This is a genomic window from Enterobacter sp. AC1, from assembly GCF_050434705.1.
Taxonomy (GTDB): Bacteria; Pseudomonadota; Gammaproteobacteria; order Enterobacterales; family Enterobacteriaceae; genus Enterobacter; species Enterobacter cloacae_L.
The window spans coordinates 88,833-113,342 of record NZ_JBNDIZ010000002.1 but is presented as its reverse complement, the minus strand read 5'-3'; the positions used below and the strand labels follow the sequence as shown (position 1 = coordinate 113,342).

Sequence of the window (24,510 nt, the reverse complement as noted above, 5' to 3'; positions counted from 1 at the left end):
GCCGAGGAAGAAAATGTTCGGAAAATTGACACTGGATGCAGTGCCCTACCATGAACCGATTATCGTGGTTACGGTGGCTGCAATTATCATCGGTGGCGCGGCCTTACTGGCCTTAATCACTTACTTCGGTAAGTGGAGCTACCTGTGGAACGAGTGGCTGACTTCGGTTGACCACAAAAAACTCGGTATCATGTACTGCATCGTCGGTATCGTCATGTTAATTCGTGGCTTTGCGGATGCGATCATGATGCGTAGCCAGCAGGCACTCGCTTCTGCGGGTGAAGCCGGCTTCTTGCCACCGCACCACTACGATCAGATCTTTACCGCCCACGGCGTTATCATGATCTTCTTCGTGGCGATGCCGCTGGTTATCGGTCTGATGAACGTTGTCGTTCCGCTGCAAATCGGCGCGCGCGACGTGGCGTTCCCGTTCCTGAACAACCTGAGCTTCTGGTTCACGGTTGTCGGCGTGATCCTGGTTAACCTGTCACTGGGTGTGGGCGAATTCGCGCAGACCGGCTGGCTGGCTTACCCACCGCTGTCAGGAATTGAGTACAGCCCGGGCGTTGGCGTCGACTACTGGATTTGGGCGCTTCAGCTCTCCGGTGTCGGTACTACCCTGACCGGTATCAACTTCTTTGTGACCATTATCAAGATGCGTGCCCCAGGCATGACCATGTTCAAGATGCCGGTATTTACCTGGGCATCTCTGTGCGCCAACATCCTGATTATTGCCTCCTTCCCAATTCTGACCGTCACCATCGCGCTGCTGACCCTGGACCGCTACCTGGGCACCCATTTCTTCACGAATGATATGGGTGGCAACATGATGATGTACATCAACCTGATTTGGGCCTGGGGTCACCCGGAAGTGTACATTCTGGTTCTGCCTGTTTTCGGCGTGTTTTCCGAAATCGCGGCAACCTTCTCGCGTAAACGTCTGTTTGGTTACACCTCTCTGGTGTGGGCAACCGTGTGTATTACCGTTCTGTCGTTCATCGTTTGGCTGCACCACTTCTTCACCATGGGTGCGGGCGCGAACGTAAACGCCTTCTTCGGTATTACCACCATGATTATCGCAATCCCTACCGGGGTTAAGATCTTCAACTGGCTGTTCACCATGTACCAGGGCCGTATCGTGTTCCACTCAGCAATGCTGTGGACCATCGGCTTCATCGTCACCTTCTCCGTAGGTGGGATGACCGGCGTACTGCTGGCGGTACCGGGTGCTGACTTCGTTCTGCACAACAGTCTGTTCCTGATTGCGCACTTCCATAACGTTATCATCGGTGGCGTAGTCTTCGGCTGCTTCGCTGGCGTAACCTACTGGTGGCCAAAAGCGTTCGGCTTCACGCTGAACGAAAAATGGGGTAAACGCGCGTTCTGGTTCTGGATCATCGGCTTCTTCGTGGCATTTATGCCGCTGTACGTGCTGGGCTTCATGGGTATGACCCGTCGTCTGAGCCAGCAGATCGATCCGCAGTTCCACCCAATGCTGATGGTTGCAGCGGGCGGTGCCGTGCTGATTGCCTGTGGTATCGCGTCCCAGCTGATTCAGTTCTACGTGTCTATTCGCGACCGCGACCAGAACCGTGACCTGACCGGTGACCCATGGGGTGGCCGTACGCTGGAGTGGGCGACCTCTTCTCCACCTCCTTTCTATAACTTTGCCATTGTGCCGCAGGTTCATGAGCGCGACGCATTCTGGGAAATGAAAGAAAAAGGTGAAGCGTACAAGCAACCTGCTCATTACGAAGAGATCCACATGCCGAAAAACAGCGGTGCGGGCATTGTCATTGCCGCGTTCGCTACGGTATTTGGTTTCGCAATGATCTGGCACATCTGGTGGATGGCGATTGTTGGCTTCGCCGGCATCGTAATCAGCTGGATTGTGAAGAGCTTTGACGAGGACGTGGACTACTACGTACCAGTCCGTGAAGTTGAGAAGCTGGAAAATCAGCATTTCGACGAGATTTCTAAAGCGGGGCTGAAAAATGGCAACTGATACTCTGGCGCACTCGACTGCCCACGCGCATGAACATGCGCACCACGATACAGGACCGACCAAAGTCTTCGGTTTCTGGATCTACCTGATGAGCGACTGCATTCTGTTCTGCTGTCTGTTCGCGACCTATGCCGTTCTGGTGAACGGCACGGCGGGCGGCCCGGCTGGCAAGGACATCTTTGAACTGCCGTTCGTTCTGGTTGAAACCGCACTGCTGTTATTCAGCTCCATTACCTACGGCATGGCGGCTATCGCCATGTACAAAAACAACAAGAGCCAGGTGGTTTCCTGGCTGGCGTTGACCTGGTTGTTTGGTGCTGGATTTATCGGGATGGAAATCTATGAATTCCATCACCTGATCATGGAAGGCTTCGGCCCGGACCGCAGTGGCTTCCTGTCCGCGTTCTTCGCGCTGGTAGGTACCCACGGTCTGCACGTAACCTCTGGTCTGATCTGGATGGCGGTACTGATGTTCCAGGTATCCCGTCGCGGCCTGACCAGCACTAACCGTACCCGTATCATGTGCCTGAGTCTGTTCTGGCACTTCCTGGACGTGGTGTGGATCTGTGTGTTCTCTGTTGTATATCTGATGGGGGCGATGTAATGAGTCATTCAAACGATCATGGCGCTTCCCACGGTAGCGTAAAAACCTACATGACAGGTTTCATCCTGTCGATCATCCTGACGGTGATCCCGTTCTGGATGGTGATGAGCGGCTCTGCGTCTAAACCGGTTATTCTGGGTGCAATCCTGGTGACAGCGGTGATTCAGATTCTGGTGCATCTGGTTTGCTTCCTGCACATGAACACCAAGTCCGATGAAGGCTGGAACATGACGGCTTTCATCTTTACCGTGATTATCATCGCTATCCTGGTAGTCGGTTCCATCTGGATTATGTGGAACCTCAACTACAACATGATGGTTCACTAAGAGCGGCGAGTATGTTTAAGCAATACCTGCAAGTAACGAAACCAGGCATCATCTTTGGCAACCTGATCTCCGTGATCGGAGGGTTCCTGCTGGCCTCCAAAGGCAGCATTGATTACACCCTCTTTATTTACACGCTGGTCGGTGTTTCACTGGTTGTTGCGTCCGGTTGTGTATTTAACAACTACATCGACATGGATATCGACAAGAAGATGGAAAGGACCAAAAATCGGGTGCTGGTAAAAGGCCTGATCGCCCCTTCCGTCTCGCTGGTGTACGCCACCTTGCTGGGTATTGCTGGCTTTATGCTGCTGTGGTTTGGTGCTAACCCGCTGGCCTGCTGGCTGGGGGTGATGGGGTTCGTGGTTTATGTGGGCGTTTACAGCCTGTATATGAAGCGTCACTCCGTCTACGGCACGCTGATTGGTTCTCTCTCCGGCGCTGCACCGCCGGTGATTGGCTACTGCGCGGTCACGAACGAGTTCGACAGCGGTGCGCTGATTCTGCTGGCTATCTTTAGCCTGTGGCAGATGCCGCACTCTTATGCCATCGCGATTTTCCGCTTCAAGGATTATCAGGCAGCGAACATCCCGGTTCTGCCGGTCGTGAAAGGCATTTCCGTTGCTAAAAACCACATCACGCTGTACATCATCGCCTTTGCTGTTGCAACGCTGATGCTCTCTCTCGGCGGTTACGCTGGATACAAATATCTGGCGGTAGCGGCTGCGGTGAGCGTCTGGTGGCTCGGTATGGCGCTGCGCGGTTACAAAGTGGAAGATGACAAAGTCTGGGCGCGCAAACTGTTTGTGTTCTCGATTGTCGCCATCACCTCTCTGTCCGTGATGATGTCCGTGGACTTCATGGTGCCGGATTCACACAACCTGCTGACTTACGTCTGGTAAGCCACAACAGGTGAATAAAGGGGTGCTTCGGCACCCTTTTTTATTCACTGAATCTATTAATAACGCATGTAATATTTGTTAAATAACCCTTTATTTACCCCGCCCCTTCCCCGCACTACACTATGGCCTGCTTTTGAACTGAGGTGGTAATGAACGATTATAAAATGACGCCAGGCGAGCTTCGCGCGACCTGGGGCTTAGGGACTGTCTTCTCGCTACGGATGCTAGGCATGTTTATGGTCCTGCCTGTTCTGACCACGTACGGTATGGCGCTGCAGGGAGCCAGCGAGGCGCTGATTGGCCTGGCCATTGGCATTTACGGGCTGGCGCAGGCGGTATTCCAGATCCCATTTGGCCTGCTCTCTGACCGGGTGGGTCGAAAGCCGCTGATCGTCGGCGGGCTGCTGGTCTTTGTCCTCGGGAGCGTCATTGCCGCCCTCTCCCACTCCATCTGGGGCATTATTCTCGGCCGCGCTCTCCAGGGCTCCGGCGCGATTGCCGCCGCGGTGATGGCGCTGCTGTCAGACTTAACCCGCGAGCAGAACCGCACTAAAGCGATGGCCTTCATCGGCGTGAGCTTTGGCGTCACCTTTGCGATTGCGATGGTGCTCGGCCCCATTATCACCCATGCGCTTGGCCTGCACGCCCTGTTCTGGATGATTGCCGTGCTGGCGACCCTCGGGATTGCCTTAACCCTGTGGGTGGTGCCGGACAGCAAAAACCACGTCCTCAACCGTGAATCGGGGATGGTAAAAGGCTGCTTCAGCAAAGTGATTGTTGAACCACGCCTGCTGAAGCTCAATTTTGGCATTATGTGTCTGCACATCCTGCTGATGTCGACCTTTGTCGCCCTGCCCGGCCAGCTTGCCGCTGCGGGCTTCCCGGCGTCAGAGCACTGGAAAATTTATCTGGTCACGATGCTAATTTCGTTTGTCTCCGTCGTGCCGTTTATCATTTACGCCGAAGTGAAGCGCAAAATGAAGCGCGTCTTCGTGGGCTGCGTGGCAGTCCTGCTGATTGCCGAGATCGTGCTCTGGGGTTCCGGCCCGCACTTCTGGGAACTGATTGCCGGCGTGCAGCTCTTCTTCCTGGCCTTTAACCTGATGGAGGCCCTGCTCCCGTCGCTGATCAGCAAAGAGTCCCCCGCCGGTTACAAAGGCACGGCAATGGGCATTTACTCCACCAGCCAGTTTCTCGGCGTGGCGATCGGCGGCTCGCTTGGCGGCTGGGTGGACGGTCTGTTTGATTCGCAAACCGTGTTTCTTGCAGGCGCGCTGCTGGCGACAGTCTGGCTGCTGGTTGCCAGCACCATGAAAGAGCCGCGCTACGTGAGCAGCCTGCGGGTAGAAATCCCGGACGATGTGGAAATTAGCGATGCGCTGAAGCAGCGTCTGGAAGCAAAAGAGGGCGTGACCGAGGTGCTTATTGTGCCGGAAGAACGCAGCGCTTACGTCAAAATAGACAGCAAAATGACCAACCGCTTTGAGGTCGAACAGACGCTCAAAGCCTAAAAAAAAGCCCGGTTAAACCGGGCTTTTTTACGTTAATCGCGGAAGTTTTTAAACTGGAACGGTTGTCCCAGATCGCCGCCGCGCACCAGCGCCATCACCGACTGCAGGTCATCACGGGACTTGCCGGTGACGCGAATTTCTTCACCCTGGATCTGCGCCTGCACCTTCAGCTTGCTGTCTTTGATGAGCTTAACGATCTTCTTCTGCACCGCGCTCTCAATGCCCTGCTTCAGCTTGGCTTCAACAAACCAGTTTTTACCGCTGTGCACAAACTCTTCCGGAACATCCAGAGACGTCCCTTCAATGCCGCGTTTTAACAGCTTGGCGCGCAGAATGTCGAGCAGCTGATTCACCTGGAAATCAGACTCGCTCAGCACCTTAATAGTCTTATTTGCATCGTTCAGCTCAAACGACGCCTCAACGCCACGAAAATCGAAACGTGACTCAACTTCGCGGGTTGCGTTCTCAACGCCGTTGCGAACTTCCTGGATATCAACTTCGGAAACAATATCGAAAGATGGCATCTTTTCTTCTCCCTTCACTTTTGTTGCGTTGCATAATACCCGCTACGAGGCATAACTCAACAGAAGCTTAGCTGTATAATTAAGCTGTAACACCTGGCGCAGTTGCAGGTGAGGAGGAACAATGAAAATTACAGTGCTCGGATGCGGAGCGCTTGGCCAACTGTGGCTGACCGCGCTGTGCAAGCACGGACATGAGGTTCAGGGCTGGCTGCGCGTGCCCCAGCCCTATTGCAGCGTGAACCTGATTGGTGAAGACGGAAGCATCTTTAACGAATCGCTCACCGCCAACGATCCTGATTTCCTGGCGCAAAGCGACCTTTTGCTGGTGACGCTCAAGGCGTGGCAGGTCTCAGACGCGGTGAAAACACTGGCCGCGCAACTCCCCCCCACTTCCCCCATACTGCTGCTGCATAACGGCATGGGGACGCTCGATGAGCTGAAAAGCGTCCCTCAGCCCCTGCTGATGGCGACGACCACTCACGCCGCCCGCCGCGACGGCAACATCATCGTGCATGTCGCCAGCGGCGTGACGCATATTGGCCCCGCCAGAACGCAGGATGGGGACTACAGTTATCTTGCCGATGTCCTGCAGAAGGTGTTGCCGGACGTGGCCTGGCATAACCATATTCGTCCTCAGCTCTGGCGCAAGCTGGCCGTAAACTGCGTGATTAATCCGCTGACGGCGCTGTGGGACTGTCCAAACGGGGAGCTAAAAAATCATCCGCAGGACGTTGCGACGCTGTGTGCGGAAGTCGCGGCGGTCGTTGAGCGGGAAGGCCTGCATACCTCAGCGGACGATTTACGCTGTTATGTCGAGCAGGTTATTGAGAGTACCGCAGAAAACATCTCCTCGATGTTGCAGGACGTTCGGGCATTACGCCACACGGAGATCGACTACATTACCGGCTATCTGCTAAAACGCGCCCGCGCGCACGGTATCGCCGTGCCGGAAAACGCCCGTCTGTATGACCTGGTTAAACGTAAGGAGAGTGAATATGAGCGCGTCGGCACTGATCTGCCTCGCCCCTGGTAGCGAAGAGACAGAAGCGGTCACCACCATTGATTTAATGGTGCGCGGCGGCATCACCGTGACAACCGCCAGCGTCGCCAGCGACGGTAATCTGGCCGTCACCTGCTCGCGCGGGGTGAAGCTCCTCGCGGATGCCCCGCTTGTGCAGGTGGCGGACGGGGATTACGACATCATCGTCCTGCCGGGTGGCCTGAAAGGCGCAGAGTATTTTCGCGACAGCCCGCTGCTGGTTGAGACCGTGCGTCAGTTCCACTTGTCCGGTCGGATCGTCGCAGCCATCTGCGCCGCCGCCGGCACGGTTCTGGTTCCGCATGACATCTTCCCCATCGGCAACATGACCGGCTTCCCGGGGCTGAAAGAGACCATTCCGGAAGACCAGTGGGTGGATAAACGCGTGGTCTGGGATCCGCGCGTCAACCTGCTGACCAGCCAGGGGCCAGGCACCGCGATTGATTTTGGCTTAAAGATTATTGACCTGCTGGTCGGGCGTGAAAAAGCGTACGAAGTGGCGTCATCGCTGGTGATGCCGGCGGGGATTTATAATTATTACGAATAAAAAGCCGGGTGGCGTTAGGTAAAAGCAAAACGGCAACCTCAGGTTGCCGTTTTTAATGTTTGCGCCCTCTCCCCGTGGGAGAGGGTCGGGGTGAGGGCATCAGGCCGCACTCCCCCGCAAGAAACTACGGGCGATACACCTTCACATTCGCAAAGCCCTGCTCGCGCAGATACAGCGCCTGCAGGCGGCTCATCACCCCGCGCTCGCACCACAGCAGATACGTTTTGCTCTTGTCGAGATCGCCAAATTTCGTGCTCAGCTTGTAGAACGGCAGAGAAACCACCTCAACGCCTTCGACGTTCAGCGGGCTGGCATCCTGTTCATCGATAGAACGAATATCCACAATTACATCGCTGGCACCAAAACCGCTGACGGTTTCAACTTCAACCACTTCCTGTTCGGTCTGCTGGGCAATCTCACGGATATCAATGTTGGAGGCTTCCTCCACCACTTTGTCCAGGATGGCAAAATCGAAGTTCTCTTCTTCCGCTTCAATCTTCGCCTTCACCGCTTTAACGGTCGGGCTTTTTGAGATCACGCCGCAGTATTCCGGCATGGTGCGGGCAAAATCTTCGGTGCCGATTTCGCGGGCCAGATCGATGATGTGCTCTTTGTCGTGGGAGATCAGCGGACGCAGGATCAGGGTATCAGACACGTTGTCGATCAGACGCAGGTTGGTCAGCGTCTGGCTGGAGACCTGGCCCAGCGCTTCGCCGGTGACCAGCGCCTGCACGCCGTAGCGCTCAGCCACTTTGGACGCCGCGCGCACCATCATGCGCTTCAGGATAACGCCCATCTGGCCGTCGTCCACTTTCTCAAGGATTTCGCCGACCACAGGTTCGAAGTTGATCGCCACAAAACGCACGCGGTGGGAGCTGCCGAAGCGGTTCCACAGGTAATGCGCCACCTGACGAACGCCGATTTCGTGCGCCGCGCCGCCCAGGTTGAAGAAGCAGTAGTGCACGCGGCAGCCGCGACGCATCAGCATATAGCTGGAGACGCCGGAGTCGAAGCCGCCGGAGATCAGAGACAGAACATCTTCCTGCGTCCCGATCGGGAAGCCGCCGATGCCTTCATAGCGCCCTTTCACCAGCAGCAGGCGATCGTTTTCGATCTCCAGATTGACGGTCACGTCCGGGTTGGTCAGACGCACGCGCGCAGACTCGACGTGCTGGTTAAGACCGCCGCCAACGTAACGTTCCACTTCAATGGAGCTAAACTCGTGCTTACCGCGACGCTTCACGCGTACGCAGAAGGTTTTGCCTTCGATCTGGTCGCGGTACTGAACCAGCGCTTTCTCGAAGATGTCGTGCATATCGCTGAACGGGACGTCTTCCACTTCCAGAATATGGTGGATCCCCGGAATACGGGTCAGGGCGTCGCGAATATCCTGACGTTTGTTTTCGTCTTTGGCGCGCACTTCCACGTGGTCCCAGTGGCGCACCACGGCGAGGGTCTCGTCGTAGTGCTTTAATACGTTACGAATGTTCCCGGTGAGAATTTTAATAAAGCGCAAACGCACAGATTGGCTTTTGATGGTGATTTCAGGGAACAATTTAATGATAAACTTCATGGCGGCAATGTTTCTTAGGCAAGCGTATTAAGGCTTGTAATGGAAAAGAGTACAGCAGCCCACACCCGTGGCTGCATCCAGGCGCGCAAGTATACCACCATCGCGCCGCTCCTGTGCACATTGCGCGTTATTTGATAATTGCCCTGAGTCCGTTACCATGTCGGGGCGAAGAATATAAGAGTCAATTCACTATGCCGAAGAAGAACGACGCACCGGCCAGTTTTGAAACTGCGCTGAGTGAACTGGAGCAAATTGTCACCCGCCTTGAGAGCGGCGATCTCCCGCTGGAAGAGGCGCTCAACGAATTCGAGCGCGGCGTGCAGCTGGCGCGCCAGGGGCAGGTCAAACTGCAGCAGGCCGAACAGCGCGTGCAGATCCTGCTTTCCGACAGCGAAGACGCGAAAACCACGCCATTCACACCGGACGCCGAGTAAATGGATTTTGCCAACGAGCTTCAGGCGCGCGTCGTGCGCGCCAACGACGCCCTGCGCCGTTTTATTGCGCCACAGCCTTTTCAGAACACTCCACTGGTTGAAGCCATGCACTATGGCGCACTCTTGGGTGGAAAGCGCCTGCGCCCGTTTCTGGTCTACGCCACAGGCAATATGTTTGGCATCAGCGATAACACGCTGGACGCTCCGGCAGCCGCCGTTGAGTGCATCCATGCCTACTCGCTGATCCACGATGATTTACCGGCAATGGACGACGACGATTTGCGTCGGGGTCAACCGACCTGCCATATCAAGTTTGGCGAGGCGAATGCCATTCTGGCGGGTGATGCCCTGCAAACGCTGGCCTTCTCGATTCTAAGCGACGCGCCGATGGCTGAAGTGGCTGACCGCGACCGCCTGGCGATGATCTCCGAACTGGCAAAGGCCAGCGGCGTGGCCGGCATGTGCGGCGGCCAGGCCCTGGATCTGGACGCGGAAGGACGTCAGGTTAATCTGGAACAGCTGGAGCGTATTCATCGCCATAAAACCGGAGCGCTGATTCGTTCAGCCGTACGCCTGGGCGCGCTGAGCGCGGGTGAGCAAGGGCGCAAAGCCCTGCCGATTCTGGACAGATACGCAGAAAGTATCGGTCTGGCGTTCCAGGTTCAGGATGACATTCTGGATGTGGTGGGCGATACTGCAACATTGGGAAAACGTCAGGGTGCGGACCAGCAGCTTGGCAAAAGTACCTACCCCGCCCTGCTGGGCCTTGAGCAAGCCCAACGTAAAGCCCGGGATCTAATAGACGATGCCCGCCAGTCTCTGAATCAGCTGGCCGCGCAATCGCTGGATACCTCGGCACTGGAAGCGCTAGCGGACTATATAATCCAGCGTGATAAATAAACACACTATCTCGATGAGCCTTTGATGAGTTTTGATATTGCCAAATACCCGACACTGGCGTTAGTTGACTCCACCCAGGAGTTACGTCTGTTGCCGAAAGAGAGCCTGCCGAAGCTGTGCGACGAGCTGCGTCGCTACCTGCTCGACAGCGTTAGCCGCTCCAGCGGCCATTTCGCCTCCGGGCTTGGCACGGTTGAGCTGACCGTGGCGCTGCATTACGTCTATAACACGCCGTTCGATCAGCTGATCTGGGACGTAGGGCACCAGGCATATCCGCACAAAATTCTGACCGGACGTCGCGATAAAATTGGCACCATTCGACAGAAAGGCGGCCTGCACCCCTTCCCGTGGCGCGGTGAGAGCGAATATGACGTATTGAGCGTCGGCCACTCCTCCACCTCCATTTCAGCGGGCATCGGTATTGCCGTTGCCGCCGAAAAAGAGAACAAACAGCGCCGCACCGTCTGCGTGATTGGCGACGGTGCTATCACCGCCGGTATGGCCTTTGAGGCTATGAACCACGCGGGCGACATTAAGCCGGACATGCTGGTTATCCTTAACGATAACGAAATGTCGATTTCCGAAAATGTCGGCGCCCTGAACAACCATCTGGCTCAGCTGCTTTCCGGCAAGCTTTACTCCTCGCTGCGCGAAGGCGGCAAGAAAGTCTTCTCCGGCGTACCGCCGATCAAAGAGCTGCTCAAGCGCACCGAAGAGCACATCAAAGGCATGGTCGTGCCGGGTACCCTGTTTGAAGAGCTGGGCTTCAACTATATCGGCCCGGTTGACGGCCATGACGTGCTGGGTCTGGTGACCACGCTCAAGAACATGCGCGACCTGAAAGGACCGCAGTTCCTGCACATCATGACCAAAAAAGGGCGTGGCTACGAACCGGCGGAAAAAGATCCAATTACCTTCCACGCGGTACCGAAATTTGATCCGTCCAGCGGCTGTCTGCCCAAAAGCAGCGGCGGCATGCCGAGCTATTCAAAAATCTTTGGCGACTGGCTGTGCGAAACCGCGGCCAAAGACAACAAGCTGATGGCGGTCACCCCGGCCATGCGTGAAGGCTCCGGCATGGTGGAGTTCTCTAAAAAATACCCTGACCAGTATTTCGACGTGGCCATTGCCGAGCAGCACGCGGTGACGTTTGCAGCGGGTCTGGCCATTGGCGGCTATAAGCCGGTTGTCGCTATCTATTCTACCTTCCTGCAGCGCGCCTACGATCAGGTGATCCACGACGTGGCTATTCAGAAGCTGCCGGTGCTGTTTGCTATCGATCGCGCGGGCATTGTCGGTGCAGACGGCCAGACGCACCAGGGCGCGTTTGACCTGTCGTTCCTGCGCTGTATTCCCGATATGGTTGTCATGACGCCAAGCGACGAGAACGAATGTCGTCAGATGCTGTTTACCGGCTACCACTATCAGGATGGTCCAAGCGCCGTTCGCTACCCGCGCGGTAATGCGGTGGGCGTTGAGCTGGAGCCGCTGGAAAAACTGGCGATCGGTAAAGGCCTGGTGAAGCGTCGCGGTGAGAAAGTGGCGATCCTGAACTTCGGTACGCTGATGCCGGAGGCCGCGAAAGTGGCTGAAATGCTGAATGCCACCCTGGTGGATATGCGCTTTGTGAAGCCGCTCGATGAGTCCCTGATCCTGAGTATGGCGGAAAGCCACGACGTGCTGGTCACGCTGGAAGAAAACGCCATTATGGGCGGTGCGGGAAGCGGCGTGAACGAGGTGCTGATGGCAAACCGTAAAGCCGTTCCGGTGCTGAACCTCGGCCTGCCGGATCATTTTATTCCTCAGGGTACCCAGGACGAAGCCCGCGCGGCAGTTGGCCTGGACGCGGCCGGTATCGAAGCCAAAATCCGCAGCTGGCTGGACTAATCCCTCCCCTTTTCCGCTCCTGCTATGCTTAAACCTGGTGTTTAAACAGCAGGAGCGGACCGTGCAATACACTACATTAGGAAAAACCGACCTCAAGGTTTCCCGGCTTTGTCTGGGATGCATGACCTTTGGCGAACCCGATCGGGGAAATCACGCCTGGACGCTGCCGGAAGAGAGCAGCCGTCCAATTATCAAACGCGCCATCGAGGGCGGCATTAACTTCTTTGACACCGCCAACAGCTACTCCGATGGCAGCAGCGAGGAGATTGTGGGTCGCGCCCTGCGTGATTTTGCTCGTCGTGATGAAATCGTGGTCGCCACCAAGGTGTACTACCCGGTGGGCGACCTGCCTCAGGGCCTTTCTCGCGCGCAAATCCTGCGTTCAATTGATGACAGCCTCAGACGGTTGAACATGGATTACGTCGATCTGCTGCAAATTCACCGCTGGGATTACAACACGCCGATCGAGGAGACGCTTGAAGCGCTCAACGACGTCGTAAAGGCCGGTAAAGCGCGCTACATCGGCGCGTCGTCTATGCACGCGTCGCAGTTTGCACAGACGCTGGACCTCCAGGCGCAGCACGGCTGGGCGCGCTTTGTCACCATGCAGGATCACTACAATCTGATCTATCGTGAAGAAGAGCGAGAGATGTTGCCGCTGTGCCATCAGGAGGGCGTGGCGGTGATCCCGTGGAGCCCGCTCGCCCGCGGCCGGCTGACCCGCCCGTGGGGAGAAACCACGGCCCGCCTGGTATCGGATGAAGTGGGAAAAAACCTGTACGAAGGAACAGAGGCCAGCGATGCGCTAATTGCCGAACGCCTAGCCGGGATCGCCGACGATACCGGAGCAACCCGCGCCCAGGTGGCGCTGGCGTGGCTGCTGGGGAAACGCGGCGTCGCGGCACCGATTATCGGCACATCCCGGGAAGAGCAGCTTGATGAACTGCTGAATGCGGTGGATATCACGCTGACGCCGGAGCAGATTGCCGAGCTGGAGACGCCGTATCAGCAGCATCCGGTGGTGGGGTTTAAGTAATACCTCTTCTAAACCTTATAATCCGTAGGCCGGGTAAGGCATAGCCGCCACCCGGCAATACAGAGCGCACAAACTTACGCGAAGTGATCGTACCCTTTCCAGTCCAGCGTCACAGGCGCACCGTCTTTCACAAACTTCAGCCCTTCGCTTTCCGGCATGATCTGACCGATGCAGGTAAATTTCGCGCCGAGATGCGCTAACGCGACATCCAGCGTCCCACGGTTCAGTTCCGGCACGGTAAAGCACAGCTCATAATCTTCGCCACCGGAGAGCGCCCAGCGCAGGGCCTGCTCAGGCTCCACATGGCGAAGCAGTTGCTCTGACAGCGGGAACAGGTCCAGGTCAACGCGTGCGCCGACGCCGCTGGCCTTCAAAATATGGCCGAGGTCTGAGATGAGACCGTCAGAGAGATCGATAGCCGAGCTTGCCCGCTCGCGCAGCGCCTGACCGTGCAGAATACGCGGCGTCGGGCGCAGATGGCGTTTCACCAGATATGCCGCATCGTCAGCGTCCTTCACGGTTAAGCGATCCTGCAGAATCGCCAGCCCTGCCGCGCTGTCGCCTGGCGTACCGGTCACGTAGATCCAGTCGCCGGGTTTTGCGCCTGAGCGCTTCAGCGCGCGACCGAGCGGCACATAGCCGTGGATCGCCAGCGTCATCGACAGCGGCCCGGCAGTGGTATCGCCGCCAATCAGCTGCATATCGTAGTAGTTGAGCTGCTCGAACAGCGCATCGCTGAAGGCTTCAAGCCAGGCTTCATCCACCTCAGGCAGCGTCAGTGCCAGCGTCAGCCACGCGGGATCGGCGCCCATTGCCGCCAGATCGCTCACGTTCACCGCCAGCGCTTTATACGCCAGATCGGCAGGATCGATATCCGGTAAAAAATGACGTCCGCACACTAAGGTGTCGGTGCTGATTGCCAGCGTCTGTTTTTCGGGAATATTGAGAAGTGCACAGTCATCGCCAATGCCGGTTTCAACATCAAGACGAGAGGTTCTGACACGGTCGAAATAACGGGCAATCAGGGAGAATTCGCCGCATGCCATACGTTATGCCTCAGCAAATAAAAGAAAAAACCGGAGCCGCACTGCCCGTCAGGCAACGCAGGACTCCGGTTTGCGGATCACTTTTTGTGGGGACGGATCGCAGGTGCTGCTTTATCAAGTACGCCGTTTACAAACTTGTGGCTGTCTTCAGCGCCGAAGGTTTTCGCCAGTTCGATCGCTTCGTTGATGGCCACTTTATACGGCACATCATCACGTTTAGACAGCTCAAACAGCGCGATACGCAACACTGCTTTTTCTACCTGACCCAGCTCTTCGAGCAGACGGGACAGGTAAGGTTTCATCAGACCATCGAGATACGCGCTATTAGTCGCCACTCCCGACAGCAGTTCACGGAAGTACAGAACGTCAACGTCTTTCACGTCCTGTTCTGACAGGAACTGGTACTCAACATCAGCGATGTCGTTCTGGGACAACTGCCAGGAGTAAAGTGCCTGGACGGCACATTCACGGGCGCGGCGACGAGCAGCAGGTTTCACGGAATTCCCCTTACAAAAAAATCAGGCCTTGATGGCTTTCAATACATTAATCATTTCAAGCGCGGTCAGTGCAGCTTCTGCACCTTTGTTACCGGCTTTAGTGCCAGCACGTTCGATGGCTTGTTCAATACTTTCAGTGGTCAGCACGCCGAACGCGACAGGAATTTCAGCGTCCTGTGCAACGTGTGCCAGACCGTTGCTTGCACCGCCCGCAACGTATTCGAAGTGCGCAGTGCCGCCACGAATAACGGTACCCAGTGCAATCACCGCGTCGTATTTACCGGTTTTCGCCAGCGCGCCCGCTGCCAGTGGCAGTTCGTAAGCACCTGGAACCCAAACAACGGTAATATTGTCATCTTTAACCTGGCCGATACGTTTCAGGGCGTCAATGGCACCTTCCAGCAGGCTGTCATTGATGAAGTTGTTGAAACGCGCAATGGTGATGGCGACGCGAGCGTCCGGGGTAGCTACAGCAGCTTCAATAATGTTCATACTCTTCCTTTACGGGTTCATTTGGCCCCGCAGGGGGGCGGATTTTATCATAATACTTTGCGCACTGCTTCCCTATTTCGGGAGCAATTACGCTGTCGTTAAGTGGAGGCAGACATCCGGACCCACCGGACGAATCTCGCTAAATTTGAGTTGTGGTGCTTCGGCCAGTTTTTCAAGGCCGGGCAGCACAAACAGGCCGCGCGCGTCGTGCCCTAACAGTTTAGGCGCAACGTAAACAATCAGTTCATCCACCAGCCCGGCCTGTAAGAGCGCACCGGCGAGGGTTGGCCCCGCTTCGACCCAGATGCTGTTCACCTGCTGCTTGCCGAGCAGCATCATCAGCACCACGAGATCCAGATGGCCGTTATGCTCCGGCACCATAATACTGCGCACGCCTTCCGGCCATTCGCGCGTATCTTCCTTCGTGCGGGCAATCCAGGTTTCACCCGGCTGCTGCACGATGCGGTGCTCCGGCGTCACGCGGTTCTGGCTATCAATAATAATACGCAGCGGCTGACGCAGGTTTTCCTGAGGATAGAGCGCCTGGGTATCGGCATTCAGTTCGTCCCAGCGCACGGTCATGGCCGGATCGTCAGCCAGAACGGTTTCACTGCTGGTGAGGATAGCATGGCTTTGCGCACGCAGACGTTGCACATCGCGCCTTGCCTGAGGCGAAGTTACCCACTGGCTCTCGCCGCTTGCCATCGCCGTGCGTCCATCCAGCGAGGCGCCCAGCTTAAGCTGGATATAGGGGAACCCCGTGCGCATACGCTTCAGGAAGCCTTTGTTAATCGCTTCCGCGTCCTGCATCATTAGCCCATGGCTGACGTCAATGCCTTCCTGCTGGAGTCGATACAGACCGCGTCCAGCCACCTGCGGATTCGGGTCCTGCATCGAGGCGACCACGCGTGAAACACCGGCGGCAATCAGCGCTTCGCAGCACGGCGGCGTACGCCCGTGATGGCTGCAGGGCTCAAGCGTAACGTAGGCCGTGGCGCCGCGCGCCTTCTCGCCAGCCATGCGCAGCGCATGAACCTCAGCATGCGGCTCGCCTGCACGATAGTGAAACCCCTCCCCCACGATCTCGCCATCTTTAACGATCACGCACCCGACGTTTGGGTTGGGATGGGTAGTAAAACGACCGCGCTGCGCCAGCTTCATGGCGCGCGCCATGTACATCTCATCGTGCATGAGCTTAATCCTGTAAGCGGGCGATCTCTTCGCCAAACTCTTTGATATCTTCGAAACTGCGGTAGACAGAGGCGAAGCGGATATAGGCGACCTTATCAAGCTTTTTCAGCTGTTCCATCACCAGGTTGCCGATCATCTTGCTCGGCACCTCGCGCTCACCTAAGCCACGAAGATGAGACTTGATGTGGTTTAACGCCATTTCGACATCGTCTGCGCTGACGGGCCGTTTTTCGAGAGCTTTCAGCATTCCGCTGCGCAGCTTTTCTTCATTGAACGGCTCGCGCACGTCGTTACTTTTTACCACGCGCGGCATTACCAGCTCTGCAACCTCAAAGGTCGTGAAACGCTCGTTGCACACCAGACACTGCCGACGACGGCGGACGGATGACCCCTCGCCCACAAGACGAGAGTCGATGACTTTGGTATCCACAGCGGAGCAGAATGGGCAATGCATACGGTATCCCTGTTATCCGGTTAACTGATTTTCATTTTACCCTGATCTGGCCTGACAACAAAGGAAGAGCTTTTTGAGATAAAGGATCTATGTCTGACACAATGATGCTGGCTATCATTAGAGCGATCCGTTATTTCAAGGAAATAAACGCAATGACAAGACGTTACCTGAAAATTTTGCTGGTGGGGAGCCTCTTCACCCTTAGCGCCTGTGCACAGCAAACCGAAGTCCGTCAAATGAAACAGAGCGTGAATACGCTCAATACGGCGTTGGACAAACTGAACAAAGAAACGGTGAAGATCACCCAGCAAAACGCGCTGAACGCCAAATCCAGCAGCGGGGTTTATCTGCTGCCGGGCGCGAACACGCCTGCGCGCCTGAACAGCCAGGTCGGCACGCTGAAAATGTCGCTGGTGAACGTGGCGGCGAATGCCGATGGTACGCGCGCAACATTACGTATCCAGGGCGAATCCAACGATCCGCTTCCAGCCTTCAGCGGTACCGTGGAGTGGGGACAGATCCAGGGCACCACGGAGAATTACCAGGAAGTGAACGTGAAGAACCAGCTGTTCACCGCCCCGGCCAGCACGCTGGCCCCAAGCGATGTTGATATCCCGCTACAGCTGAGTGGGCTCACCCCAGAACAGCTGGGCTTTATCCGCATTCACGACATTCAACCCGCCGCGCAGTAATCCCATCCTCTTAAGCGGAGTGAAATGTCACTCCGCTAACATTTACATTTCGTATGGATTGGCAACATAAATGATTGCCGCTACAATCCCGGCCGTTTAAAGTACGCAAACGTGAACGCAATCGATTACGCGTGTGAGAGATATGTGAAACAACACATATTTTTGTGAGCAGGGATTCCTATAATAGGCACCGCAGAAACACGAAATATTTAGAAACGCAATTCGCGCATTTTTCACTCCCGGAAGGGAATTTCAATCAGTGGCATGATTATGAAAAAAACATTACTCGCAGCTGGCGCCGTGCTGGCACTGTCCTCCTCTTTCACTGTTAACGCAGCGGAAAACGACAAACCGCAATACCTCTCCGACTGGTGGCACCAGAGCGTTAACGTGGTTGGCAGCTACCACACCCGCTTCGGACCTCAGATCCGTAACGATACCTACCTGGAATATGAAGCGTTCGCCAAGAAAGACTGGTTTGATTTCTATGGCTATATGGATGCGCCGGTCTTCTTCGGTGGTAACACCGACGCGAAAGGTATCTGGAACCATGGTTCCCCGCTGTTCATGGAAATTGAACCACGCTTCTCTATTGATAAGTTGACCGGAACCAGCCTGGCGTTTGGTCCGTTCAAAGAGTGGTACTTCGCGAACAACTACATCTACGACATGGGCCGCAACAAGTCCGGTCGCCAGAGCACCTGGTACATGGGTCTGGGTACGGACATCGATACCGGCCTGCCAATGAGCCTGTCTCTGAACGTGTACGCTAAGTACCAGTGGCAGAACTACGGTGCCGCGAACGAAAACGAGTGGGATGGCTACCGTTTCAAAGTGAAATACTTTGTGCCAATTACCCAGCTGTGGGGCGGCAACCTGAGCTACATCGGCTTCACCAACTTTGACTGGGGTTCAGATCTGGGCGACAACGACTTCCGCGACCTGAACGGTAAGAAAGCGCGCACCAACGATTCCATCGCCTCCAGCCACATCCTGGCGCTGAACTACGATCACTGGCACTACTCTGTTGTAGCGCGTTACTGGCACAACGGTGGCCAGTGGAACGACGACGCGAGCCTGAACTTCGGCAATGGCGACTTCAGCGTCCGTTCTACCGGCTGGGGTGGTTACCTGGTTGTGGGTTATAACTTCTAACCAGTGCGAGATTGTGCGGGCGAGTGCCCTCACTCCTTCCCTCTCCCACGGGAGAGGGCGCAAACACAAAAAAACGGCAACATCGTTGCCGTTTTGCTTTTACCTCGCCACCCGGCTTTTTACTGCCTCACCTTGCGCAAAAAATCAGCCAAAGACCTGTCCGCACTCTCGCTAAACCGCCTCTCTGTAGTCACAATATTGAGGCATCTGTCGAGCCGGAAACAGCGATAGTCATCGCGCCGTTCGCACCACGCCGCCAGCAGCCAGCGCTCACCCCAGAAGAACAGCCCCAGCGGCTGAACCTCACGCTTAGAGAGCTGTCCGGCTTCATCACGGTAATGCAGCGCCAGCACGCGCTGGGCGGAAATCGCCTGATGAAACATGTCAAAATGGCTGCGGGAGTGGCTTTGCATGCAAAAGTCCGGGGCGTAGATACGCGCCTGTTCCGCCTTTCGCCGACTCTCCTCCGGCAGGATAGCCAGCACCTTTTCCTGCGCCGACTCCAGCTCGCGCGACAGCGACTCACCTCCCCAGGTTTTGAGCAGGCGAATCGCGACGATCAGCGCCTCTGACTCCCTGTTTGTCAGCATCAGCGGCGGCAGGTCAAAACCCGACATCAGCCGGTATCCGCTTCCCGCCTCACCTTCCACCGGCACGCCGGAAAGTGAAAGGTCGCGGATATCGCGGTAGACCGTGCGCTCGGACACGCCAAGCCGTTCCGCCAGATGCGCTGCCGTTGTCAGACGCCTGCCCCGCAGGATCTGCACAATCTGGAACAAACGGTCAGCGCGTCGGGTCATATCGTATTCCGCTCTCAGGCAGGTTGATGGAGGCCTACGCGATTACCTTCGCTGTCGGTAAACAGAGCGATAGTGCCAATGCCGCGCGGCAATTCCAGCGGCCCGAATACGCACTCGCCGCCTGCGGTAACGATGCGATCGAGCGTGGCCGCCAGATTGTCAGTATGCAGGTAGATAATAGCGCCTTCATGAGACGGTACAATGCCCTCAAATTTCGCCAGCGCCCCGCCGGTACCCGGGTCCTCATGCGGGAAAACGGCCAGTTCAGCGCAGTCCATCTTCTCGCGTTTTAACGAAACCTGCATTATTGGCTCATAAAAATTAATCGCGCGATCCATATCCGTGACCGGGATTTCAAACCAGTTAATTACGGTTTTCATACATCCTCCTGACTGTTGTTTGGGTTCGAAAAGAGTCTACGACAGGGCTCCTGACAGCATACTGTCAGGAGTGTTTGTCAGGAGCAGATAAAAAAAATCCCGGTCAACAGACCGGGATTTCGATAACGCGCTAAACGTCGCCTTACGGCAGAATGGACGGCTGATCCGCCCCTTCTTTCTCGACTTTCTGCTGGAGCAGGTGCTCGCGCTTCATGCCGAGTTTCAGTGCCAGAGCGGACGCGACGTAGATAGACGACGCCGTACCGATGGTGACACCAATCAGCATGGTCAGCGAGAAGCCTTCCAGTACCGGGCCACCGAAGAGATACAGCATCAGGATAACCATCAAGGTCGTTCCGGATGTGATCAAGGTACGGTGCAACGTCTGGGTCAACGACACGTTAAAGATTTCGTACGGCGTACCGCGACGGATCTTACGGAAGTTTTCACGAATACGGTCAGATACCACGATACTGTCGTTCAGCGAGTAACCGATAACGGACATCAGGGATGCCACAATCGTCAGGTCAATCTCAATGTGGAACAGCGACAGTACCCCCATGGTGATCACCACGTCGTGCGCCAGAGCGATAACCACACCTGCCGCCAGGCGCCACTCGAAGCGGAAGCCAACGTAGATCAGGATGGAGATCAGCGCCACCATCAGCGCCATCGCACCGGTTTGCGCCAGATCCGCGCCCACGCTCGGGCCGACAAACTCAATACGCTTCACCGCCGCATTCTGGCTGGTCGATTCGTTGATGACCTTCAGAACCTTGCTACCCAGCTCCTGGCTGCCGTTGGCATCGTGTACCGGAGGCATACGCACCATGATATCGCGGCTGCTGCCGAAGTTCTGCAGCAGCGGCTCTTCAAAGCCCGCTTTCTGCAGCGATTCGCGCATCTGGTCCATATCGATCGGTTTTTCCAGGGAAATTTCAATTACCGTACCGCCGGTAAAATCGAGACCCCAGTTAAAGCCTTTCACGCCCATAATGACGATGGACAGAATCAGCAGAAAACCTGAAATGCCGAAGGCCCAGTAGTCCCAGCGCATAAAGTCCCAGACTTTACGGCCGTGGTTTAATTGTTCAACAGTATATTCCTGTGCCACAACGCACTCCTCAGATAGACAGCTTTTTGACGCGCTTGCCGCCGTACAGCAGGTTCACGATGGCACGGGTGCCGACAATAGCGGTAAACATCGACGTTGCAACACCGATACCGGTGGTAATCGCAAAGCCTTTGATAGCGCCAGTACCCACTGCATACAGGATAAGAACCTTAATCAGTGTTGTTACGTTCGCATCGAAGATGGAGCTGAACGCCCCTTTGTAGCCTTCCTCAATCGCCTGTTGCACAGAGCGACCGTTACTCAACTCTTCTTTGATACGTTCGTTTATCAGTACGTTGGCGTCGACCGCCACCGCAAGGGTCAGAACGATACCCGCAATACCCGGCATGGTCAGCGTCGCCCCCGGCAGCAGGGACATGATGCCGATGATCAGCACCAGGTTAGCCAGCAGCGCGGACGTCGCGATCAGACCAAACTTCTTATAGAAGAAGATCATGAACAGGATAGAGACCACCAGACCGGCCAGACACGCTTCCAGACCCTGCTGGATGTTTTGCATACCCAGAGTAGGACCAATGGTACGTTCTTCAACAATCTGAATTGGCGCAATCAGCGCACCGGCACGCAGCAGCAGAGAGAGCTGACGCGCTTCGTTCGGGTTGTTAATACCGGTAATACGGAAGCTGTTACCCAGACGAGACTGGATGTTAGCGATGTTAATCACCTCTTCCTCTTTCACCAGCACCGCACGACCGTTTGCATCTTTCTTACCGCTGTCTTTGTACTCCACGAACAGGGTCGCCATCGGTTTGCCGATGTTGTCCTTGGTGAAGTTGGACATGATGTTACCACCCGCGCTATCGAGCGAGATGTTAACCTGCGGCTGGTTGTATTCATCCTGGCTGGAAGTGGAGTCGGTGATATGGTCACCGGTCAGGATCACGCGTTTGTACAGCACAACCGGCTGACCTTCGCGGGTCTGTTTCACTTCGGAGTCACCCGGAATACGGCCTGCGGCAGCGGCGGACTGATCGACATTGGTGTTAACCAGACGGAATTCCAGAGTCGCGGTTGCACCCAGAATCTCTTTCGCACGTGCGGTATCCTGGATACCCGGCAGTTCTACCACGATACGGTCAGCACCCTGACGCTGTACCAGCGGCTCAGCCACGCCAAGCTGGTTTACACGGTTACGCAGAATGTTGATGTTCTGCTGAACGGCGTATTCACGCGCTTCGCTCAGACGCGCATCCGTCATCACCGCACGCAGCTGGTTGCTGCCCTGAGAGGTAATCACCAGATCGCGGTGACGCTGAGACAGGTAAGTTACAGCCTGGTCGCGCGCCGCGCTGTCGCGGAACGTGATGCTCAAGCCGTAGTTATCTTCTTTACGCACGGTAGTGTACGCAATGCCTTTCTCACGCAGATCGCTGCGCAGGCTGTCGATGTTCTGTTCCTGCAGCTTGCCGAGCGCGGTATCCATATCCACTTCCATCAGGAAGTGAACGCCGCCACGCAGGTCAAGACCCAGTTTCATTGGCTCTGCGTTCAGAGCAGCCAGCCAACGCGGGGTTGCAGGAGCAAGGTTAAGCGCCACGACGTATTTATCACCCAGCACGCCCATCAGCGCTTCACGAGCGCGGAGCTGCGTGTCGGTGGTGTCGAAGCGAGCAAGAATAGCGCCCTCTTCCAGTGCCACAGACTTAGCGGTAATTTTTTCTTCTTGTAACGTTTTCTGGACCTGGATCAGCGTTTGCTCACTGGCGGCGACACCGCGCGCGCCAGTGATTTGAACGGCCGGATCCTCACCATACAGGTTGGGAAGTGCGTACAGCAGGCCGACGAGAATCACGACGACCAGCATGATGTACTTCCACAAAGGATAACGGTTTAACACGGCAGTTCCCTTTGGGAAAAGTTGGGATTACAGCGCCTTCATGGTGCCTTTCGGCAGAACGGCAGCTACGAAGTCACGTTTGATAACCACTTCAGTGGTGTCATTCAGGGCGATAGCAATGTAGCCGCTTTCCGCTACTTTGGTCACGCGACCCACCAGGCCACCGTTGGTCAGTACTTCATCGCCTTTCGCGATAGAGTTCATCAGGTTTTTGTGCTCTTTGGTGCGCTTCTGCTGTGGACGCAGGATCATGAAGTAGAAGATCAGACCGAACACAACCAGCATCAGAATCAGAGACATCGGGCTACCCTGAGAAGGCGCGCCAGTTGCTGCTACCGCATCAGAAATAAAAAAGCTCATTCAAATTCCCTCATTATTAAAATTAATCAACGTTCAAAGGTGGGACATCCCGGCCCTGACGTTGGTAGAAATCGGTCACGAAGCTCTCTAATTTACCCTCTTCGATAGCCTTACGTAAACCAGCCATTAAGCGCTGATAATAACGAAGATTATGAATGGTATTGAGACGCGCACCTAAAATCTCGTTGCAACGATCGAGATGATGCAGATACGCGCGAGAATAATTGCGACAGGTATAGCAATCGCACTCGGCGTCGAGCGGACTGGTGTCACTTTTATGCTTCGCGTTACGGATTTTCACCACGCCATCGGTAACAAACAGATGACCGTTACGCGCGTTGCGGGTTGGCATAACGCAGTCGAACATATCGATGCCGCGGCGTACGCCTTCAACCAGATCTTCTGGTTTACCCACGCCCATCAGGTAACGAGGTTTATCTGCCGGGATTTGCGGGCAAACATGTTCCAGAATACGGTGCATGTCTTCCTTCGGTTCACCCACAGCCAAACCGCCGACAGCGTAGCCATCAAAACCTATCTCTACCAGACCTTTAACAGAGATATCGCGTAAATCTTCGTAAACGCTGCCCTGAATAATGCCGAACAGGGCATTTTTGTTCTGCAGGGAGTCAAAACGATCGCGGCTACGCTTCGCCCAACGTAGAGACATCTCCATAGAGCGTTTCGCGTAGTCCCAGTCGGCCGGGTATGGCGTACATTCGTCGAAGATCATCACGATGTCAGAGCCGAGGTCGTACTGAATCTCCATCGATTTTTCTGGATCGAGGAAAATAGGATCGCCGTTGATCGGGTTACGGAAGTGCACGCCCTGCTCGGTGATCTTGCGGATATCCCCCAGGCTGAAGACCTGGAAACCGCCGGAATCGGTCAGGATGGGGCCTTTCCACTGCATAAAATCATGGAGATCGCCGTGAAGCTTCATGATCTCCTGACCCGGACGCAGCCACAGGTGGAAGGTGTTACCGAGGATGATCTGCGCGCCAGTGGCTTCAACTTCTTCCGGCGTCATCCCTTTGACGGTGCCGTAGGTACCCACAGGCATAAACGCGGGGGTTTCCACCACGCCGCGATCAAACACCAGGCGACCGCGACGCGCGCGGCCATCGGTGGTATCGAGTTCAAATTTCATTTTCTTTCCTCTGTGCCGGAAAAACAGTCCGACACA

Annotated in this window: 26 protein-coding genes; 13 read left to right on the top strand and 13 right to left on the bottom strand. The window is 55.8% G+C overall.

All coding sequences use genetic code 11. The annotated features are described in order from the left end of the window. Positions 1-13 precede the first annotated feature (13 nt). The 5 genes from cyoB to M2433_RS05380 all read left to right on the top strand — a co-directional run bounded on the left by cyoB (position 14) and on the right by M2433_RS05380 (position 5,345). Positions 14-2,005 carry a cytochrome o ubiquinol oxidase subunit I gene (gene cyoB / locus M2433_RS05400; protein ID WP_014168864.1) on the top strand — a complete coding sequence of 664 codons (1,992 nt, stop codon included), beginning with the start codon at positions 14-16 and terminating at the stop codon, positions 2,003-2,005. After that, positions 1,995-2,609: a cytochrome o ubiquinol oxidase subunit III gene (locus tag M2433_RS05395; RefSeq protein WP_047347281.1), complete on the top strand. Its 615-nt coding sequence runs from the start codon at positions 1,995-1,997 to the stop codon at positions 2,607-2,609. The genes cyoB and M2433_RS05395 overlap by 11 nt, the downstream gene beginning before the upstream one ends. Beyond that, positions 2,609-2,935: a cytochrome o ubiquinol oxidase subunit IV gene (locus M2433_RS05390; RefSeq protein WP_006176899.1), complete on the top strand. Its 327-nt coding sequence runs from the start codon at positions 2,609-2,611 to the stop codon at positions 2,933-2,935. The genes M2433_RS05395 and M2433_RS05390 overlap by 1 nt, the downstream gene beginning before the upstream one ends. Before the next feature lie 11 nt (positions 2,936-2,946). Next, positions 2,947-3,834 (top strand): heme o synthase, encoded by an 888-nt coding sequence (gene cyoE, locus M2433_RS05385; RefSeq protein WP_013095848.1) that lies wholly within the window; start codon positions 2,947-2,949, stop codon positions 3,832-3,834. A 149-nt stretch (positions 3,835-3,983) separates the two neighbouring features. After that, positions 3,984-5,345 carry an MFS transporter gene (locus M2433_RS05380; RefSeq protein WP_429053693.1) on the top strand — a complete coding sequence of 454 codons (1,362 nt, stop codon included), beginning with the start codon at positions 3,984-3,986 and terminating at the stop codon, positions 5,343-5,345. 32 nt (positions 5,346-5,377) lie between these two features. On the opposite strand, the gene M2433_RS05375 is transcribed toward M2433_RS05380, so the two are convergent. Beyond that, positions 5,378-5,869, bottom strand: coding sequence for a YajQ family cyclic di-GMP-binding protein (locus tag M2433_RS05375; protein ID WP_023334701.1), 492 nt, complete (start codon positions 5,867-5,869; stop codon positions 5,378-5,380). A gap of 121 nt (positions 5,870-5,990) precedes the next feature. Here M2433_RS05375 and panE point away from each other — a divergent pair, with 121 nt between their 5' ends. Next, positions 5,991-6,902 carry a 2-dehydropantoate 2-reductase gene (gene panE / locus M2433_RS05370; RefSeq protein WP_047347283.1) on the top strand — a complete coding sequence of 304 codons (912 nt, stop codon included), beginning with the start codon at positions 5,991-5,993 and terminating at the stop codon, positions 6,900-6,902. Further along, positions 6,865-7,455 carry a protein deglycase YajL gene (gene yajL, locus M2433_RS05365; RefSeq protein ID WP_059310520.1) on the top strand — a complete coding sequence of 197 codons (591 nt, stop codon included), beginning with the start codon at positions 6,865-6,867 and terminating at the stop codon, positions 7,453-7,455. Before panE ends, yajL begins: the two co-directional genes overlap by 38 nt. A gap of 124 nt (positions 7,456-7,579) precedes the next feature. Here the strand turns inward: yajL and thiI are convergent, their stop codons facing one another. Beyond that, positions 7,580-9,028: a tRNA uracil 4-sulfurtransferase ThiI gene (gene thiI, locus M2433_RS05360; protein WP_047347285.1), complete on the bottom strand. Its 1,449-nt coding sequence runs from the start codon at positions 9,026-9,028 to the stop codon at positions 7,580-7,582. 191 nt (positions 9,029-9,219) lie between these two features. Between thiI and xseB the strand changes: the two genes are divergently transcribed. The 4 genes from xseB (at position 9,220) to M2433_RS05340 (ending at position 13,285) form a co-directional block, all read left to right on the top strand. Next, positions 9,220-9,462 (top strand): exodeoxyribonuclease VII small subunit, encoded by a 243-nt coding sequence (gene xseB / locus M2433_RS05355; RefSeq protein WP_008503331.1) that lies wholly within the window; start codon positions 9,220-9,222, stop codon positions 9,460-9,462. Then, positions 9,463-10,362, top strand: a complete 900-nt coding sequence (ispA, locus tag M2433_RS05350) for a (2E,6E)-farnesyl diphosphate synthase (protein WP_429053695.1) — start codon at positions 9,463-9,465, stop codon at positions 10,360-10,362. 24 nt (positions 10,363-10,386) lie between these two features. Beyond that, the gene (gene dxs / locus M2433_RS05345; RefSeq protein WP_429053696.1) at positions 10,387-12,249 is read left to right on the top strand and encodes a 1-deoxy-D-xylulose-5-phosphate synthase; all 1,863 of its coding nucleotides are present in this window, start codon (positions 10,387-10,389) and stop codon (positions 12,247-12,249) included. Positions 12,250-12,310: 61 nt separating this feature from the next. Next, positions 12,311-13,285 carry an aldo/keto reductase gene (locus M2433_RS05340; protein WP_429053697.1) on the top strand — a complete coding sequence of 325 codons (975 nt, stop codon included), beginning with the start codon at positions 12,311-12,313 and terminating at the stop codon, positions 13,283-13,285. A 74-nt stretch (positions 13,286-13,359) separates the two neighbouring features. On the opposite strand, the gene thiL is transcribed toward M2433_RS05340, so the two are convergent. The 5 genes from thiL to nrdR form a co-directional block, all read right to left on the bottom strand. Further along, positions 13,360-14,331, bottom strand: a complete 972-nt coding sequence (gene thiL / locus M2433_RS05335; protein WP_116341632.1) for a thiamine-phosphate kinase — start codon at positions 14,329-14,331, stop codon at positions 13,360-13,362. Between the two features lie 77 nt (positions 14,332-14,408). Further along, positions 14,409-14,828 carry a transcription antitermination factor NusB gene (gene nusB, locus M2433_RS05330; protein ID WP_006809908.1) on the bottom strand — a complete coding sequence of 140 codons (420 nt, stop codon included), beginning with the start codon at positions 14,826-14,828 and terminating at the stop codon, positions 14,409-14,411. A gap of 21 nt (positions 14,829-14,849) precedes the next feature. Beyond that, on the bottom strand, positions 14,850-15,320 hold the full coding sequence (gene ribH / locus M2433_RS05325; RefSeq protein WP_006176874.1) for a 6,7-dimethyl-8-ribityllumazine synthase: 471 nt from the start codon (positions 15,318-15,320) through the stop codon (positions 14,850-14,852). Between the two features lie 87 nt (positions 15,321-15,407). Continuing rightward, positions 15,408-16,511 (bottom strand): bifunctional diaminohydroxyphosphoribosylaminopyrimidine deaminase/5-amino-6-(5-phosphoribosylamino)uracil reductase RibD, encoded by a 1,104-nt coding sequence (gene ribD / locus M2433_RS05320; protein WP_429053701.1) that lies wholly within the window; start codon positions 16,509-16,511, stop codon positions 15,408-15,410. Positions 16,512-16,515: 4 nt separating this feature from the next. Next, positions 16,516-16,965: a transcriptional regulator NrdR gene (gene nrdR / locus M2433_RS05315; RefSeq protein ID WP_006176872.1), complete on the bottom strand. Its 450-nt coding sequence runs from the start codon at positions 16,963-16,965 to the stop codon at positions 16,516-16,518. Positions 16,966-17,117: 152 nt separating this feature from the next. Here nrdR and M2433_RS05310 point away from each other — a divergent pair, with 152 nt between their 5' ends. Together M2433_RS05310 and M2433_RS05305 are read left to right on the top strand one after the other, a co-directional pair. Then, complete coding sequence (locus tag M2433_RS05310) at positions 17,118-17,657, top strand: DUF3251 domain-containing protein (protein ID WP_429053703.1); 540 nt, start codon at positions 17,118-17,120, stop codon at positions 17,655-17,657. Positions 17,658-17,927: 270 nt separating this feature from the next. Continuing rightward, positions 17,928-18,812, top strand: coding sequence for a nucleoside-specific channel-forming protein Tsx (locus M2433_RS05305; protein WP_025756198.1), 885 nt, complete (start codon positions 17,928-17,930; stop codon positions 18,810-18,812). Positions 18,813-18,931: 119 nt separating this feature from the next. Here M2433_RS05305 and M2433_RS05300 read toward each other — a convergent pair whose 3' ends face one another. The 6 genes from M2433_RS05300 to tgt all read right to left on the bottom strand — a co-directional run bounded on the left by M2433_RS05300 (position 18,932) and on the right by tgt (position 24,474). Next, entirely contained in the window at positions 18,932-19,612 is a 681-nt protein-coding gene (locus M2433_RS05300) for a helix-turn-helix transcriptional regulator (RefSeq protein ID WP_429053706.1), read from the bottom strand. 14 nt (positions 19,613-19,626) lie between these two features. Continuing rightward, positions 19,627-19,992 (bottom strand): VOC family protein, encoded by a 366-nt coding sequence (locus M2433_RS05295; RefSeq protein WP_429053707.1) that lies wholly within the window; start codon positions 19,990-19,992, stop codon positions 19,627-19,629. Positions 19,993-20,134: 142 nt separating this feature from the next. After that, on the bottom strand, positions 20,135-21,106 hold the full coding sequence (gene secF, locus M2433_RS05290) for a protein translocase subunit SecF (protein WP_063429239.1): 972 nt from the start codon (positions 21,104-21,106) through the stop codon (positions 20,135-20,137). Positions 21,107-21,116: 10 nt separating this feature from the next. Next, positions 21,117-22,964, bottom strand: coding sequence for a protein translocase subunit SecD (gene secD, locus M2433_RS05285; RefSeq protein WP_063429237.1), 1,848 nt, complete (start codon positions 22,962-22,964; stop codon positions 21,117-21,119). A 27-nt stretch (positions 22,965-22,991) separates the two neighbouring features. Beyond that, positions 22,992-23,324 carry a preprotein translocase subunit YajC gene (gene yajC / locus M2433_RS05280; RefSeq protein WP_042320789.1) on the bottom strand — a complete coding sequence of 111 codons (333 nt, stop codon included), beginning with the start codon at positions 23,322-23,324 and terminating at the stop codon, positions 22,992-22,994. A gap of 22 nt (positions 23,325-23,346) precedes the next feature. Then, positions 23,347-24,474 (bottom strand): tRNA guanosine(34) transglycosylase Tgt, encoded by a 1,128-nt coding sequence (gene tgt / locus M2433_RS05275; protein WP_047347295.1) that lies wholly within the window; start codon positions 24,472-24,474, stop codon positions 23,347-23,349. Positions 24,475-24,510 lie beyond the last annotated feature (36 nt).